Source organism: Pseudoxanthomonas sp. Soil82 (genome assembly GCF_040446535.1).
GTDB lineage: Bacteria > Pseudomonadota > Gammaproteobacteria > Xanthomonadales > Xanthomonadaceae > Pseudoxanthomonas > Pseudoxanthomonas kaohsiungensis.
On the sequence record NZ_JBEAAK010000002.1, the window covers coordinates 1 to 15,289 of the forward strand.

A 15,289-nucleotide genomic window follows, 5' to 3' on the forward strand; every position below is an offset into this window, starting at 1 on the left:
GACCGACATCATGGCCGAGATCTCCGCCGCCTCGCAGGAACAGGCCGCCGGCATCGAGCAGGTCAACCAGACCATCGTGCAGATGGACGAGACCACCCAGCAGAACGCGGCCCTGGTCGAGGAAGCCACCGCCGCCGCACGGGCCATGGAGGAACAGTCCGCCAGCCTGGCCCAGGCCATCGCCGTGTTCCGCATCGAGGGCGGCGGCAGCGCGGCGCCGGTGGCACGCACGGACAACTCCGCGACTGCCTCCCGGCCAGCGCCCGCACCCGCGCGCAAGCCGGCACGCACCTCCCCGGCCTCGCGGATCGTCGGCAACACCGCCCTGGCCGACAGCGACTGGTCCGAGTTCTAGCACCCGGTGCATCGCGGCACTTCCCGCCCCGGCTCCGGCCGGGGCGATTCCTGCGGCCACGAGGCTTTCAACTATTGGCGGGCCCGGCCGATAGCACGGTAACGGAAGCCATCTCCCTGCCTTGCCAATGCCGGAAGCGCACGACTCCCTTGCCACGCCACAGGACCTGGAGGATGCAGAGCGGTACATGCTGCACGACCCGCGGGAGATCGCGCGCGTCCTGCAATCGCTGGCCGACGCCGGCGCGCTGATCAGCGCCAGCATCGTGCCCGGCGGCCTGCCCTGCCCCACGGCCCTGCTGGACGTGGACCGGGACGGCAATGTGCTTATCGACGGCAACCACCAGGAAACGGTCAACCAGCGGATCGCCTCGGCACACTACCTGGCCTGCGTTTCGCAGCTGGACCGGGTACGCATCCAGTTCCGCCTGCAAGGCCTGGTCCGGGTCGACAACGACGGGCGCGTGGCATTCGCGGCGGCTGCGCCGGAGTCGCTGCTCAAGCTGCAGCGGCGCGAGCTCTACCGCCTGCAACTCGTACCCGGCCCGGTGGTGACGGTGGAGTTGCCTGCCACCGGCGAGCTGGACGCACCGCTGCAGGTGCGGGTGCTGGACCTGAGCGGCGGCGGCTTGGCGCTGTCGGTGCGGGACGACGACCAGTCCCGCTTCGCCTCGCGCCGCCGCCTGGAGGGCTGCCAACTGCGCTTGCCGGACACCGGGCCGCTGGCGGTCGACCTGGAGGTCTGCCATCTGTCGCAGCACGAACCGCTGGCCGGTGGCACGCTGCGCGCCGGCTGCCGCTTCCTGGCGCTGTCGCCGCATGCCGAGAAACAGATCCTGCAGTACATCTTCCGGGTCGAGCGCCAGCGCAACGCCCGCGAGCGCCGGGCGGTGTGAGCCGGCCCTAAAGTTGCCGCCGTCGCGGCCGATCCCTCCTAGGAACCGGTCCGCGCGCCCGCGCGGCACGCCCTGCAGGAGCGTATCCATGAGCACCACCCCCGACACCGCCGCCGGCGAATTCCTGACCTTCACCCTGGGCGACGAGCATTACGGCGTCGACATCCTCAAGGTCCAGGAGATCCGCGGCTACGACGCGGTCACCCGCGTCCCCGACGCGCCCGAGTACATCAAGGGCGTGATCAACCTCCGCGGCACGATCGTGCCGGTGATCGACCTGCGCCTGAAGCTGCGCCTGCGCGAGGCGCGCTACGACAGCCTGACGGTGATGATCGTCCTGAACGTGCTCGACCGGGTGGTCGGGATCGTGGTCGACGGCGTCTCCGACGTGGTCCCGCTCGCGCAGGAGCAGGTCCGGCCCAAGCCCGAGTTCGGCGCCGCGGTCGACACCCGCTTCATCAGCGGCATCGGCACCCTGGACGACCGGATGCTGATCCTGCTCGACATCCCCACCCTGCTCGACAGCGCCGACCTGGGCCCCGAGGCGGCGTTCGAAGACGCCGCCTGATCGCGCCTAAAGTCCTGCGGCCGGAGGCCGATAGCCACCTCAACAGGGTTCGTTCCTGGCCCGATCCCACCGTCCACTGGAGCCATTCCATGAAGTCCACCCCCGTGCTGTCCCTCGCCGCCGTGCTGTTCCTCGCGCCGCTGGCCGCCACCGCCGCCGACGCCATTCCCGCCGAAGACGCCGTCCGCTTCGTCGGCAAGGAAGGCATGGTCTGCGGCAAGGTCGAGAAGACCCGCTACGCCCAGAACTCCGAGGGCGAGCCGACCTTCCTGTACATGGGCGGCGCCTTCCCGCGCCACACGTTCTCCGCCCGCATCCCCGGCGACCAGCGCGACAAGTTCAAGCCCACCCCCGAGGAGCTCGAGGGCCGCGACGTCTGCGTGATCGGCACCATCAAGCGCGACGCCAGCCGCGCCGAGATCGCCATCAGCTCGCCGTCCAGCATCAAGCTGGCGACCATCAAGTAAGCAACACCACGGCCCGGGCGCGAGCGCGTCCGGGCCGTTCTGCATCCGCGAAGACCAGGGGGAAACGCATGCACTGGCTCAAGAACCTCAAGCTCACGCCGAAGCTGATGCTGGCATTCGGCGTAGTGCTCGCACTGATGTTGGTCCAGGGCGTCGGCGCCTACCTGGGCCTGTCCTCGCTCAACCGCGCGACCACGCACCTGGCCGGCAACACCATGGACACGGTGTCCACCGCCGCCGAATTGCGCTCGCTGTTGGGCGAGTACCGGATCTCGTCCTACCGCGGCCTGACCCGTGCCAGCGAGGCGGTCAAGCAGGATGCGCGCAAGCAGAGCGCCGACCTGGCCGCCAGGATCGAAGCGACCTCGGCCGATTTCGCCAAGCTGGCGACGACGCCAGAGGAGCGCAAGCTGCAGGAGCAGTTCGCCGCGGCCTGGACGACGGCCAAGGCGTCCTACGACTCGGTCAACGAAATGGTCGACCTGGAGCTCCCGGACGACGCCGTGGACACCTTCCTGGGCGAGACCGCGCAGCTGCATGAGGGCGCTTACGCCCTGGTCGGCGAGATGATCAAGCGCGCCGACGAACAGGCCAATGCGGCCGGCGCGAAGGCCGGTTCGGCCTACGCCGCCTCCGGGTCGCTGATCGTGATCATGCTGCTGGCGGGCATCGGCGGCGGCCTGGCGATTGCCTGGCTGCTGGCCCGCGGCCTGACCGGCTCGATGCGCGAAGCGGTGGCGGTGGCCAACGACGTGGCCGGCGGCAAGCTGGACAGCCGGATCGACACTTCCCGCCAGGACGAGATCGGCGACCTGCTGCGCGCCATGCAGCGCATGCAGCACGACCTGCGCGAGCGCACCGAACGCGACCAGAAGGTGGCCAGCGAGAACCTGCGCATCCGCACCGCGCTGGAGAGCTCCACCACCGGCCTGATCATCACCGACCGCGACCTGGACGTGGTCTACACCAACCCCGCGCTGCGGCACATGCTCGACGGCTACGCGGCGCAGATCGCCGAAGCCCTGCCGGGCATCGATCCGGAGCGGCCGCTGGTGGGCCAGCCGATCTCCGTGCTCGAGCACGGCGGCAAGGTCGACCCGGCGTTCCTCCAGCAGCTCGAGAAGGAAGGCCGCGGCCAGCGCGAGGTGCGCTACGGAGAAGTGGTATTCGCCCAGAGCATCTCGGTGATCCGCGACGCCGACGGCGAGAACGTGGGTACGGTCTGCGAGTGGCGCGACCGCACCAGCGAGATGCACGTGGAGCAGGAGGTGGCCCGCATCGTCGAGGCCGCCGCCGCCGGCGACCTGTCCGGCCGCGTGGGTACCGAAGGCAAGCACGGCTTCCTGCTGCAGCTGGCCGAACAGCTGAACACGCTGCTGGACGCCAATGCTGTCAGCCTGTCCGAGGTCTCGCGCCTGCTGACCGCGCTGTCGCAGGGCGACCTGACCACGCGCATGGACGGTGACTTCCACGGCGTGTTCGCCCGCATGCGCGACGACGCCAACGCCACCGTCGCCCAGCTCACCTCCATCGTCTCGCGCATCCAGGGCGCCTCCTCGGCCATCTCCACCGCCTCCACCGAGATCGCCTCCGGCAACAACGACCTGTCCCGCCGCACCGAACAGCAGGCCGCCAACCTGGAAGAGACCGCCGCCTCGATGGAGGAACTCACCTCCACCGTCAAGCAGAACGCCGACCACGCCCGCCAGGCCAACCAGCTGGCCATCGGCGCGGCCTCCGTCGCCTCCCAGGGCGGCCAGGTCGTCGGCCAGGTCGTCACCACCATGGCCGACATCCAGGCCTCCTCGCGCAAGATCGCCGACATCATCTCGGTCATCGACGGCATCGCCTTCCAGACCAACATCCTGGCGCTCAACGCCGCGGTGGAAGCAGCGCGTGCCGGCGAACAGGGCCGCGGCTTCGCCGTGGTCGCCACCGAGGTGCGCTCGCTGGCCCAGCGCAGCGCCACCGCGGCCAAGGAGATCAAGTCGCTGATCGAGGACTCCACCGGCCGGGTTGCCGATGGCGCCGCGCTGGCCGAGCAGGCCGGCAAGACCATGGGCGAGATCGTGGCCTCGGTGCAGCGGGTGACCGACATCATGGCCGAGATCTCCGCCGCCTCGCAGGAGCAGGCCGCCGGCATCGAGCAGGTCAACCAGACCATCGTGCAGATGGACGAGACCACCCAGCAGAACGCGGCCCTGGTCGAGGAGGCCACCGCCGCCGCCCGCGCCATGGAGGAGCAGTCCGCCAGCCTGGCCCAGGCCATCGCCGTGTTCCGCATCGAGGGCGGCCGCAGCGCGGCGCCGGTGCAGGCGACGCCGGCACCGGTACCGTTCCCCGCGCGCAAGGCCGCCGCACGCGCGCCGCGCGCGACCGGCAATGCCGCCACCGTGATCAACGAGGCCGACTGGGCCGAGTTCTGATCGGCAACGCCTGTGACCCCGAAAAGCCCCGGCACCCGCCGGGGCTTTTTTCTTCACCACGTGCAATCGCCGGTCGGGTGCTTGTTTCGGAGTAGCTGGCTGAAGCGCTGGCACCTTCCGGGGCCGCCGCACCCAAGGGTGATGGCCCACCCTTCGGGACGACATCCTGCCTTTACGAAGGGCCGTGGCACATCCATGTGCCACTTGAGCCATCACCCTTGGGTACGGCGTCCCTGGCAATCGTCGGGGTTGTGGCTTCGATCGGGGAAAGCGGCAAGCGCCACGCCCCGTTTCCTGCCGCGCGCGGATCGGGGGCACCGCACCGGGCGCCCATCAACTTCGGTCGTGCCGCGCCGATATCCCTGGTGGGACAGAACCCTACCTCCGCCCATGCCGGAACCCAGATGAGCGCCACCCACCTGCCGCACCCGCCGACGGACCAGAGGGAGTTCCCCTTCTCCGACCGCGATTTCCGCCGCGTCTGCCAGATGATCCACGCACGCGCCGGCATCGCCCTGGCGCCGGGCAAGCGGGACATGGTTTACGGCCGCCTCTCGCGGCGCCTGCGCGCGCTGGACCTGCACGATTTCGGCGAGTACCTCGACCAGCTCGACGCCGACCCCGACGGCGCGGAGTGGCAGGCCTTCACCAACGCGCTGACCACCAACCTGACGGCGTTCTTCCGCGAACCGCACCACTTCGAGCGGCTCGACGCCCAGCTGCAGGAGCTCGGGCGCGGCCAGGGCACCATCCGCCTCTGGTCGTGCGCCGCATCCACCGGCGAGGAGCCGTACTCGATGGCGATCACCGCCTGCGAGGCGTTCGGCACGCTGGCGCCGCCCGTGCGCATCCTCGCCACCGACATCGACACCCAGGTCCTGGCCACCGCCCAGCGGGGCGTCTACGCCATCGATCGCATCTCCGGCCTGGACGAGGACCTGCGCAAGCGCTACTTCCAGCGCGGCACCGGCCCCAACGAAGGGCGCTGCCGGGTCAACCCGGCCCTGCAGGCGCTGGTCGAGTTCCGGCCGTTGAACCTGCTTCAGCCGCGCTACGACGTGGGCGGCCCGTTCGCGGCGATCTTCTGCCGCAACGTGATGATCTACTTCGACAAGCCCACCCAGCGCGCCATCCTCTCGCGGCTGCTGCCGCAGATGGACGCGGCCAGCCTGCTCTACACCGGGCACTCGGAGAACTACCTGCATGCGGCCGACCTGATCCAGCCCTGCGGGCGCACGCTGTACCGCCGCAACCCGGCGGCGCGCGCATGAACGTCGCACTGCAGGCCGACGAGGTGATGCGCTACCGCGACCCGCAGTTCAAGGTCCCGGCGGCCAAGCTTCTTCCCACCCAGTACCTGGTGGTCGACGACGGCACCGCCCTGGTCACCGTGCTCGGCTCCTGCGTGGCCGCGTGCATCCGCGACCCGATGCTGCAGCTCGGCGGCATGAACCACTTCCTGCTGCCCGACGGCAACACCGGCGACGGCGCGCCGGCGCGCTACGGCAGCTATGCGATGGAGGTGCTGATCAACGAGCTGCTCAAGCGCGGCGCCAGCCGCAAGCGGCTGGAGGCCAAGGTCTTCGGTGGCGCCAACGTGCTCAAGGGCTTCACCAGCAACCCGGTGGGCACGCGCAACGCCGACTTCGTGCTGGCCTACCTGGCCGCCGAGCGCATCCCGGTGGTGGCCGAGGACCTTCGCGGAATCCACCCGCGCAAGGTGTTCTTCTTCCCGCAGACCGGCAAGGTCATGGTCAACCGCATGCCGCATGCGCACGACGCCGAGGTCGCCGCCACCGAGTCGGCGATCCGCTCGCGGCTGTCGCGCACCCCGGTCAGCGGCGGCGTGGAGCTGTTCTGATGGACAGGATCAAGGTACTGGTGGTCGACGACTCGGCGGTGGTCCGGCAGATCCTGACCGAGCTGCTCGGCAGCGATCCGCAGATCGAGGTGGTTGGTGCGGCCGCCGATCCGCTGCTGGCGCGCGAGAAGATCAAGCGGCTCAATCCCGACGTGCTGACCCTGGACGTGGAGATGCCGCGCATGGACGGCCTGGCGTTCCTGGAGCACATCATGCGGCTGCGGCCGATGCCGGTGCTGATGGTGTCCTCGCTGACCGAGCGCGGCGCCGACATCACCCTGCAGGCGCTGGCGCTGGGCGCAGTGGACTTCGTCACCAAGCCCAAGCTCGACGTGGCCCGCGGGCTGGGCGATTACGCGTCGGAGATCGTCGCCAAGGTCAAGGCGGCCGCGCGCGCCCGGGTGCAGCCGCTGGCCCGTCCGGCACAGCGGCTGGAAGCGGCGGCCGCGCCGCGCCCCGCCGTGGCCACCGCCGCCCGTTTCCGCACCACCGACCGGCTCATCGCCATCGGCGCGTCGGCCGGCGGCACCGAAGCCATCCGCGTGGTGCTCGAACAGATGCCGCCCGACGCGCCGGCCATCGTCCTGACCCAGCACATCCCCGGCGGCTTCAGCCGCGCCTTCGTCGACCGGCTGGACCGGCACTCGCAGATGCTCGTGCGCGAGGCGTCGGATGGCGAGGCGATCCTGCCCGGCCACGCCTACCTGCCGCCGGGCGACCGCCACCTGCGGGTGATCCGCGACGGCGCCCGCTGGCGTTGCCGGATCGACGATGGCGCGCCGGTGAACCGGCACCGGCCGGCGGTCGACGTGCTGTTCCGGTCGGTGGCGCAGAACGCCGGCGCCAACGCGGTGGCCGCGATCCTCACCGGCATGGGCGACGACGGCGCGCGCGGCCTGCTGGAGCTGCGCCAGGCCGGCGCGGCGACCCTGGTCCAGGACGAGGCGACCAGCGTGGTCTGGGGCATGCCGGGCGCGGCCTACCGTCTGGGCGCGGCGCAGGAAGTACTGCCGTTGGATCGCATCGCCGGTCGCCTGCTGGAACTGGCCGGCGCGCGCCCGCTCGCAGCGACCGGCTGAATCAGGCAGGCCTGGCCGAGCGAAGCCGTGCCGCAGCGCCGGCTCGGGCCGTCGAACGCTCAGTCGGGGTTGGCCACGCCGTGCGGCACGTGGCCGGCCGCCACGTGCAGGCGCGCGCTGTCGATGTTGTGCGCCGAATCGTCGGCGAGCTGGCCGCGTCGAACGCCGGCTCGGGCCGTCAAACGCTCAGTCGGGATTGGCCACGCCGTGCGGCACGTGGCCGGCCGCCACGTGCAGGCGCGCGCTGTCGATGTTGTGCGCCGAATCGTCGAAGAAGATGTCCGCGCCGAACGCCGCCAGGAACGGCCCCTTGGCGCGCCCGCCCAGGAACAGCGCCTCGTCCAGGCGCACGCCCCACTCGCGCAGAGTGCGGATCACCCGCTCGTGCGCCGGCGCCGAGCGCGCGGTCACCAGCGCGGTCCGCACCGGCGCGTCTTCGCCCGGCGGGAACAGCGCCTGCATCTCGTGCAGGGCCGACAGGAAGCTGCGGAACGGGCCGCCGGACAGCGGTTCGCGCGCGCGCTGGTGTTCGTGCAGGCCGAACGCCTCCACGCCCTGTTCGCGCGAGATCCGTTCGCTCTCGTCGCCGAAGATCACCGCGTCGCCGTCGAAGGCGATGCGCAGCTGGTCGCGCGGCGCATTGACCGCGCGCGCCGGCAGGATCGTCGCCGCCGCCACGCCGTGCTGCAGCGAACGCCGCACCGATTCCGGATTGGCCGACAGGAACAGGTCGGTGCCGAACGGGGCCACGTACGGCCAGGTCGGCTCACCGGCGGTGAACACCGCGCGCACGATGCCAAGCCCGTGGTGCTGGATCGAGTTGAAGATGCGCAGGCCGGTGTCGGCCGAGTTCCGCGACAGCAGGATGACCTCGACCTGCGGGGCCCCGGGCGGAAGCCTGCGGTTGAGAGCCAGCAGCTTGCGCACCACCGGGAACGCCACGCCGGGCTCGAGCACCTCGTCCTCGAGCTGGCGCTGGTAGTCGGCGTAGGCATCCACGCCCTCGCGCTCGTACAACGCGTGGCTTTCCTCCAGGTCGAACAACGCCCGCGAGGTCACTGCGATGGTGAGCAGCCGGGGGCTGTTGTCGTCGGGTCGGGCCATGAGGGCATTATCCCGCAACCGGCCGCCGCCGGGCGCCGGCGACGTCAGCTGCCGGGGGCGTGCACCGTGACCCGCGCCGGTGCGCCCCGCTGCCGGTCACGGGTGACCGCCCGCACCTCCAGCTGCAGGTACAAGGGCTTCTGTTCGCCGGCCGGCACGTCCTGCCAGGTGAACTGGTGTTCGACCCTGCGCCCGGAGACGGGCGCAACGACGACCGCTTCGGGCAGCATGCCGGCGGGCGCGTCGCCGCCGACCACGCGGTACTCGAAGCCGATCTCGTCCAGGTCGTAGTCGCTTCCGCGCGGCCACTTGAGCTGGATCGACATGAAGCCCAGCGAATCGCAGGTCGCGCCGCCGCCGATGCCGCGGGTCAGGCTGGACGCCTCGACCTCCGGAGCCGGTATGCCGGCGTTGTCGACCAGCGACGATGTATCCGCCGCGAACGGCGTCACGTTGCTCGTGAACATGCATGCAGCAGCCGCCTGCGCCGGCATGGCGCAGAGCAGCATCAGATACGCCAACTTCACGGGACCCCTCCCCTTCCGTTGAAGCTCGATGACTTGGTTCTGTTGTCGCGCCGGGAAGGCACGTCCACTTCGCCCGGCGGGCCGGCACTGGGGCCGGCGCGTTACGTCATACCACGAATTGTTCGCTCAGGATACGTTCTTCCAGGTTGTGTTCCGGATCGAAAAGCAGCGTCACCATGCGATCGGTGGACTCGCGGATCACCACTTCCACCACGTCGCGCGTCTCGTGCGAGTCGGCGGTGGCACTGACTGGGCGCTTGTACGGGTCGAGCACCTCGAAGCGAACCTCGGTGTCGGCCTTGAGGATCGCACCGCGCCAGCGGCGCGGGCGGAACGCGGCGATCGGCGTCAGCGCGATCGTGTGCGAGCCCAGCGGCAGGATCGGGCCGTGCGCGGAGAAGTTGTAGGCGGTGCTGCCGGCCGGCGTCGCCACCATCACCCCGTCGCAGATGAGCTCGTCCAGCCGCGGCTGGCCATTGAGGTGGATGCGCACATGCGCGGCCTGCCGCGTCTGGCGCAGCAGCGAGACCTCGTTGTAGGCCAGCGAGCCGGTGCTGGCGCCGGATTCGGTCTGCGCCACCATCTCCAGCGGGCGCAGCTTGGCCGGCTCGGCGGCGGCGATCCGCCCGAGCAGGCCATCGGCGTTGAAATGGTTCATGAGGAAACCAACGGTGCCCAGCTTCATGCCGTAGACCGGCTTGCCCAGGCCTCCGTGGCGGTGAAGCGTCTGCAGCATGAAACCGTCGCCGCCCAGCGCGCAGATCACATCCGCCTCCTCGGGCGGGTGCTGGCCGTGGCGCGCGACCATCGCCTCCAGCGCCTGCTGGGCATTGGGCGCGCCGCTGGCGAGGAAGGCGATGCGGGGGCTGGCGCTCATCACGATCTCCGTCGGGAGCCGGCAGGATAACCGGTCGCGGCGAATGGATGTCCAGCAGGGACGCCGGCCCGGTGCCGGCGTCCCTTCCCGCTGTCATCCGCGTGCGGCGAGCTGGCCCAGCTTCTGCACGGCCACCGACAGGGTCGGATAGTCGAGCGACTTCTGGTCCGACAGCTCGGCCAGCATGCCAAGGGTGAACCGCAGGGTCGGATCGTCGCGGTCCAGCCAGGCGCGCACCTTCGCGTCGGCGTCGTGGCCAGGCAGCGACATGGCCTGGCCTGCGAGCACGCGATGGTGCGCGGCCAGCTCGTCGCGCATCACCCCACGGGCCACCGCATGCCAGCGGCCGTCCACCGCCAGCCCGTCGATCTGCTCGAACAGCCACGGCAGGCCGAGCGCGTCGCCCAGGCGGAAGTGCACGCGCGAGACGTCCACCGGCTTGAGCTTGCGCGAGCGGGCGAGCTCGATGATGTCGAACGCCGGCTCCAGGTACGGCAGCTCGGACAGCTGCTGGGCCAGCTTCGGCGGCATGCCCTTGTCGCGCCATTCGCGCAGCGCGGCCTCGTAGGCCGGGCGCTGGGAATCCGGCAGCACGCCCGACGCTTCGCGGATGTCGTTGAACGGGTCGCGGTAGCGTTCCACCGCGTCGCTGATGCTGGGCATCTGGCCGGGACGGTTGAGCAGCCAGCGCACGAACGAACGCTGCAGGCTCCAGATCACCTGCAGGGCATCGACCTGCGCGGCCTCGGGCAGCTTGCCGTCGAGCGCGTCGATCTGCGCCCACAGCATCCGCGCGTCCAGCGTCTCGCGGCTGATCGTGTAGGCCTTGGCCACCTCGGCCGGGCTGCGTCCGGTGTCCTCCTGCATGCGCAGCAGGAAGGTCGCGCCCATCCGGTTGATGGTGGCGTTGGTCACCGCCGTGGCGATGATCTCTCGCTTGAGCCGGTGCCGCTCCATCAGGTCGGCGTACTTCTTCTGCAACGGCACCGGGAAGTAGCGCTGCAGTTCCTTGGACAGGTACGGGTCCTCGGGGATGTCGGAATCCAGCAGCTGCTGGAACGCCACCAGCTTGGAGTACGACAGCAGCACCGCCAGTTCCGGCCGGGTCATGCCCTGCCCGCGCGCCTTGCGCGCCGACAGCTCGGCGTCCGAAGGCAGGAACTCGATCTGGCGGTCGAGCAGGCCCTGCTTCTCGAGGGTGCGGATGAAGTGCTGCTTGGAGCCCAGCCGCTTGACGCTCATCCGTTCCATCAGGCTGATGGCCTGGTTCTGGCGGTAGTTGTCCAGCAGCACCAGCCGGGCGACCTCGTCGGTCATCGACGCCAGCAGCTTGTTGCGCGCCGGCATGGTCAGCTTCTTCGAGCGGACCACGTCGTTGAGCAGGATCTTGATGTTGACCTCGTGGTCGGAGGTGTCCACGCCGGCGGAGTTGTCGATGAAGTCGGTGTTGAGCAGGACCCCGGCCTGCGCGGCCTCGATCCGGCCCAGCTGGGTCATGCCCAGGTTGCCGCCTTCGCCCACCACCCGGCAGCGCAGTTGCCCGCCGTTGACGCGCAGCGCGTTGTTGGCGCGGTCGCCCACGTCCGAGTTCTGCTCGCTGGCGGCCTTGACGTAGGTGCCGATGCCGCCGTTCCAGAGCAGGTCCACCGGTGCGCAAAGGATCGCCGACATCAGCTCGTTCGGGGTCAGCGACTTCACGCCGTCGTCCAGGCCCAGGACTGCGCGGACCTGGGGGGTGATCTCGATCGACTTGGCGCTGCGCGGGTGGATTCCGCCGCCCTTGCTGATCAGGCGTGCGTCGTAGTCGGCCCAGCTGGAACGCGGCAACGCGAACATCCGCTCACGCTCGGCGAACGAACGCGCCGCGTCCGGATCCGGGTCCAGGAAGATGTGGCGGTGGTCGAAGGCGGCGACCAGGCGGATGTGCCGGGACAGCAGCATGCCATTGCCGAACACGTCGCCGGACATGTCGCCGATGCCGACGCAGGTGAAGTCCTCGCTCTGGCAGTCCCGTCCCAGGGCACGGAAATGGCGCTTGACCGACTCCCACGCGCCGCGGGCGGTGATGCCCATGCCCTTGTGGTCGTAGCCGACAGAGCCGCCGGAGGCGAACGCGTCGCCCATCCAGAAGCCATGCGCGATCGCCAGCCCGTTGGCGATGTCGGAGAAGGTCGCAGTGCCCTTGTCGGCGGCGACCACCAGGTACGGGTCGTCCTGGTCGTGGCGGACCACGTCGCGCGGCGGGACGATCCTGCCGTTGACGATGTTATCGGTGATGTCCAGCAGTCCCTGGATGAACAGCTTGTAGCAGGCCACGCCTTCGGCCAGCACCGCGTCGCGGTCGCCGGAGGCCGGCGGCTGCTTGACGAAGAAGCCGCCCTTGGCGCCGACCGGCACGATGACCGTGTTCTTGACCATCTGCGCCTTGACCAGGCCCAGCACCTCGGTGCGGAAGTCCTCGCGGCGGTCCGACCAGCGCAGGCCGCCGCGCGCGACCGGGCCGAAACGCAGGTGCACGCCTTCCACGCGCGGCCCGTACACGAAGATCTCGCGGTACGGACGCGGCTTGGGCAGGTCCGGCACCAGCGCCGAGTCGAACTTGAAGCTGATGCAATGGCCCGGCTGGCCGTCGCTGCCCAGCTGGAAGTAGCTGGTGCGCAGGGTCGCGTCGATCGCGCCGATGAAGCCGCGCAGGATGCGGTCGTCGTCGAGGCTGGCGACGCGGTCCAGCAGCTTCAGCAAGGTGGCGCGGGTGGTGCGTTCCTGCGCGTCGCGGTCCCCGCTGCGGGCGTCCACCACCTCCTGCAGGGCCTTGACCGTCGATTCGTCACCGGCCGCCAGCGCACGCAGTTGCTCGACCAGCCGCAGCTGGCCGGCGCGGATCTCCGCGGCCGTCTCCTTGCCGGTCGCCGGATGGAAGCGGGCTTCGAACAGCTCGACCAGCAGGCGCGCCAGCAACGGGTAGCGGCCCAGGGTCTCCTCGACGTAGTTCTGCGAGAACGGCACGCCGGTCTGCAGGAGGTACTTCCAGTAGCCCCGCAGCAGGGCGACCTGGCGCCATGCCAGGCCGGCAGACAGCACCAGGCGGTTGAGGCCGTCGTTCTCGGCCCGGCCGGACCAGATCGCGGCGAAGGCCTGCTCGAACTCGTGCGCGAGCTGGGCGATATCGCCACCGCCGCCGACCCGCTCGACCTCGAAGTCCTGGATGTAGATCGGCTGGCTGCCGCCCTCCGGCAGGCTGGCCTGCAGCCGGTACGGGTGCTCGGAGATGACCTTCAGGCCCATGTTCTCCATCAGCGGCAGCACGTCCGACAGCGGGATGTCGTCGTGCTGGCGGTAGAGCTTCAGGCGCAGGCCGGTGGTGCCCTCGCGTGCGACCGTGTGCAGGCTCAGCCGCAGGTCGTCCGGCCCGGTCAGCGCGGCCAGCTGCTCGACGTCGTTGGCGGCCAACTCCGGCGAGATGTCCTCGATGTAGCCGGCCGGCAAGGCGCGACCGTAGCCGTTGGCCAGGCGCAGGCCTTCGGCCTCGCCGTGGCGGGCGATCAGCAGTTCGCGCAGGTCGTCCTGCCAGTTGCGCAGCAGGTGCGCCAGGCGGCGCTCGAGCTCGGTGGTGTCGAGCTCGGCGGCCGCGCCCGCGCGCGGGCGCACGATCAGGTGCAGCTGCGCCAGCGGCGACTCGCCCAGCACCACGCTCGAGTCGACCTGCTCGCCCTGCAGGGCATCCTTGAGCAGGGCTTCGATGCGCAGGCGCACATCGGTGTTGAAGCGCTCGCGCGGGATGTAGACCAGCGCCGAGAAGAAGCGGCCGTAGCGGTCGCGGCGCAGGAACAGCCGGCTGCGCACGCGCTCCTGCAGGCCCAGCACGCCGGTGGCGGTGCGGTACAGCTCGTCCTCGCCGGACTGGAACAGCTCCTCGCGCGGCAACGTCTCGAGGATGTGGCGCAGCGCCTTGCCGCTGTGGCTGCTCGGCGACAGGCCGCTGCGGCGCATCACGTGCTCGTAGCGCTCGCGCACCAGCGGGATCTCCCAGGGCCGGCGGTTGTAGGCGCTGGAGGTGTACAGCCCGAGGAAGCGCTGCTCGCCGGTGATCGCGCCCTTGGCGTCGAACTCGAGCACGCCGATGTAGTCCATGTAGCCCTTGCGGTGGATCCGCGAGCGGGCATTGGTCTTGGTCAGGATCAGGGCCTCACTGGCCCCGGACTGGTTCAGGCCATGCGCGGCCAGCGACTTAACCGGGCGCGGGGGCGCCTTGTCCTTGCCACGCATCAGGCCCAGGCCCGAGCCGTCCACCGGCGCGAGCACGGCCTCGCCGTCCTGCTTGACCACCTTGTACTCGCGGTAGCCGTAGAGGATGAAGTGGTCGGCCGCGGCCCAGCGCAGGAATTCCTGCGCCTCGCGCCGCCCCGAATCGTCCACCGGCATGCGCCGGGTGGCCAGGTCGTCGGCCAGCACCTGCATGCGCTCGCGCATCAGGCCCCAGTCGGCGACCACGCCCCGGACTTCGGCCAGCACCTCGCCGATGCGCTGCTCGATCTGGCGCATCGCCGCCGGTGCCTGGCGGTCGATCTCCAGCAGCATGAGCGATTCCGGCCGGCCGTCGCCGACCGACTGCAGCCTGCCCTCGCCGTCGCGCGCGATGCGCACCAGCGGATGGCCGAGCACGTGCACGCCCACGCCCATCTCGGCCAGCGCCATGCTCACCGAGTCGACCAGGAACGGCATGTCGTCGTTGACGATCTGCAGCACGGTGTACGCCGACTCCCAGCCGTTGGCCTTCAGGGTCGGGTTGAACACGCGCACGTTGGCGGTGCCCGGCTGGCGCCGGCGCACGAACTGGAGCATGTCGGCGCCGATCGCGGCCCAGGCCTCGGGCGCGTGTTGCGGATACTCGTCCTCCTCCAGGCGCCGGTAGAACTCGCCGAGGAATTCCTGCAGCTCGGCCTGGCGCGCAGCCGGCACCAGGCGCCGCGCCGCGGCGTACACCGGCTCGAGCGAGAAGCGGCCCACGGCCGCGGCGGCCGGTGCGACCGCCTTCTTCGCCCGGGCGCCGGCCGCTGCCGGCTTCGCCATCCGTTTGCCACCGGAGGAACTGGATTTCATGGGAACGAAACTCCGCAGGAAGTGTGTGCG

General features: G+C 70.4%; 12 protein-coding genes and 1 pseudogene. 8 read left to right on the forward strand and 5 right to left on the reverse strand.

Features of this window, described 5'->3' with window-relative positions:
* From ABKA19_RS05470 to ABKA19_RS05505, 8 genes and pseudogenes are all read left to right on the forward strand, one after another.
* Window positions 1-355: pseudogene (locus ABKA19_RS05470) on the forward strand (methyl-accepting chemotaxis protein); the annotation flags it as partial.
* 187 nt (window positions 356-542) lie between these two features.
* The gene (locus ABKA19_RS05475; RefSeq protein WP_353688056.1) at window positions 543-1,250 is read left to right on the forward strand and encodes a flagellar brake protein; all 708 of its coding nucleotides are present in this window, start codon (window positions 543-545) and stop codon (window positions 1,248-1,250) included.
* Between the two features lie 88 nt (window positions 1,251-1,338).
* Entirely contained in the window at window positions 1,339-1,818 is a 480-nt protein-coding gene (locus ABKA19_RS05480) for a chemotaxis protein CheW (RefSeq protein WP_353688057.1), read from the forward strand.
* An 89-nt stretch (window positions 1,819-1,907) separates the two neighbouring features.
* Complete coding sequence (locus ABKA19_RS05485) at window positions 1,908-2,285, forward strand: hypothetical protein (RefSeq protein ID WP_162378618.1); 378 nt, start codon at window positions 1,908-1,910, stop codon at window positions 2,283-2,285.
* 68 nt (window positions 2,286-2,353) lie between these two features.
* Window positions 2,354-4,711, forward strand: a complete 2,358-nt coding sequence (locus tag ABKA19_RS05490; RefSeq protein WP_353688058.1) for a methyl-accepting chemotaxis protein — start codon at window positions 2,354-2,356, stop codon at window positions 4,709-4,711.
* A 404-nt stretch (window positions 4,712-5,115) separates the two neighbouring features.
* Complete coding sequence (locus ABKA19_RS05495) at window positions 5,116-5,982, forward strand: CheR family methyltransferase (protein ID WP_162375504.1); 867 nt, start codon at window positions 5,116-5,118, stop codon at window positions 5,980-5,982.
* Entirely contained in the window at window positions 5,979-6,572 is a 594-nt protein-coding gene (cheD, locus tag ABKA19_RS05500) for a chemoreceptor glutamine deamidase CheD (RefSeq protein ID WP_162375505.1), read from the forward strand. Before ABKA19_RS05495 ends, cheD begins: the two co-directional genes overlap by 4 nt.
* On the forward strand, window positions 6,572-7,651 hold the full coding sequence (locus ABKA19_RS05505; RefSeq protein ID WP_353688059.1) for a protein-glutamate methylesterase/protein-glutamine glutaminase: 1,080 nt from the start codon (window positions 6,572-6,574) through the stop codon (window positions 7,649-7,651). The genes cheD and ABKA19_RS05505 overlap by 1 nt, the downstream gene beginning before the upstream one ends.
* 59 nt (window positions 7,652-7,710) lie before the next feature.
* On the opposite strand, the gene ABKA19_RS05510 is transcribed toward ABKA19_RS05505, so the two are convergent.
* From ABKA19_RS05510 to ABKA19_RS05530, 5 genes are all read right to left on the reverse strand, one after another.
* Window positions 7,711-7,833 carry a hypothetical protein gene (locus ABKA19_RS05510; protein ID WP_353688060.1) on the reverse strand — a complete coding sequence of 41 codons (123 nt, stop codon included), beginning with the start codon at window positions 7,831-7,833 and terminating at the stop codon, window positions 7,711-7,713.
* 4 nt (window positions 7,834-7,837) lie between these two features.
* Complete coding sequence (locus tag ABKA19_RS05515; RefSeq protein WP_162375507.1) at window positions 7,838-8,755, reverse strand: 5'-nucleotidase; 918 nt, start codon at window positions 8,753-8,755, stop codon at window positions 7,838-7,840.
* Between the two features lie 44 nt (window positions 8,756-8,799).
* Window positions 8,800-9,282 (reverse strand): hypothetical protein, encoded by a 483-nt coding sequence (locus ABKA19_RS05520; RefSeq protein ID WP_353688061.1) that lies wholly within the window; start codon window positions 9,280-9,282, stop codon window positions 8,800-8,802.
* Between the two features lie 106 nt (window positions 9,283-9,388).
* Entirely contained in the window at window positions 9,389-10,159 is a 771-nt protein-coding gene (locus tag ABKA19_RS05525) for an NAD kinase (RefSeq protein WP_353688062.1), read from the reverse strand.
* A gap of 93 nt (window positions 10,160-10,252) precedes the next feature.
* Window positions 10,253-15,259: an NAD-glutamate dehydrogenase gene (locus ABKA19_RS05530; RefSeq protein ID WP_502945716.1), complete on the reverse strand. Its 5,007-nt coding sequence runs from the start codon at window positions 15,257-15,259 to the stop codon at window positions 10,253-10,255.
* Window positions 15,260-15,289 lie beyond the last annotated feature (30 nt).

Excerpts from the sequence above, each read along its gene's own strand:
- ABKA19_RS05475 (WP_353688056.1), top strand. The coding sequence starts at position 543 with ATGCTGCACGACCCGCGGGAGATCGCGCGCGTCCTGCAATCGCTGGCC.
- ABKA19_RS05480 (WP_353688057.1), top strand. The coding sequence starts at position 1,339 with ATGAGCACCACCCCCGACACCGCCGCCGGCGAATTCCTGACCTTCACC.
- ABKA19_RS05485 (WP_162378618.1), top strand. The coding sequence starts at position 1,908 with ATGAAGTCCACCCCCGTGCTGTCCCTCGCCGCCGTGCTGTTCCTCGCG.
- ABKA19_RS05490 (WP_353688058.1), top strand. The coding sequence starts at position 2,354 with ATGCACTGGCTCAAGAACCTCAAGCTCACGCCGAAGCTGATGCTGGCA.
- ABKA19_RS05495 (WP_162375504.1), top strand. The coding sequence starts at position 5,116 with ATGAGCGCCACCCACCTGCCGCACCCGCCGACGGACCAGAGGGAGTTC.
- cheD (WP_162375505.1), top strand. The coding sequence starts at position 5,979 with ATGAACGTCGCACTGCAGGCCGACGAGGTGATGCGCTACCGCGACCCG.
- ABKA19_RS05505 (WP_353688059.1), top strand. The coding sequence starts at position 6,572 with ATGGACAGGATCAAGGTACTGGTGGTCGACGACTCGGCGGTGGTCCGG.
- ABKA19_RS05515 (WP_162375507.1), bottom strand. The coding sequence starts at position 8,755 with ATGGCCCGACCCGACGACAACAGCCCCCGGCTGCTCACCATCGCAGTG.
- ABKA19_RS05525 (WP_353688062.1), bottom strand. The coding sequence starts at position 10,159 with ATGAGCGCCAGCCCCCGCATCGCCTTCCTCGCCAGCGGCGCGCCCAAT.
- ABKA19_RS05530 (WP_502945716.1), bottom strand. The coding sequence starts at position 15,259 with ATGAAATCCAGTTCCTCCGGTGGCAAACGGATGGCGAAGCCGGCAGCG.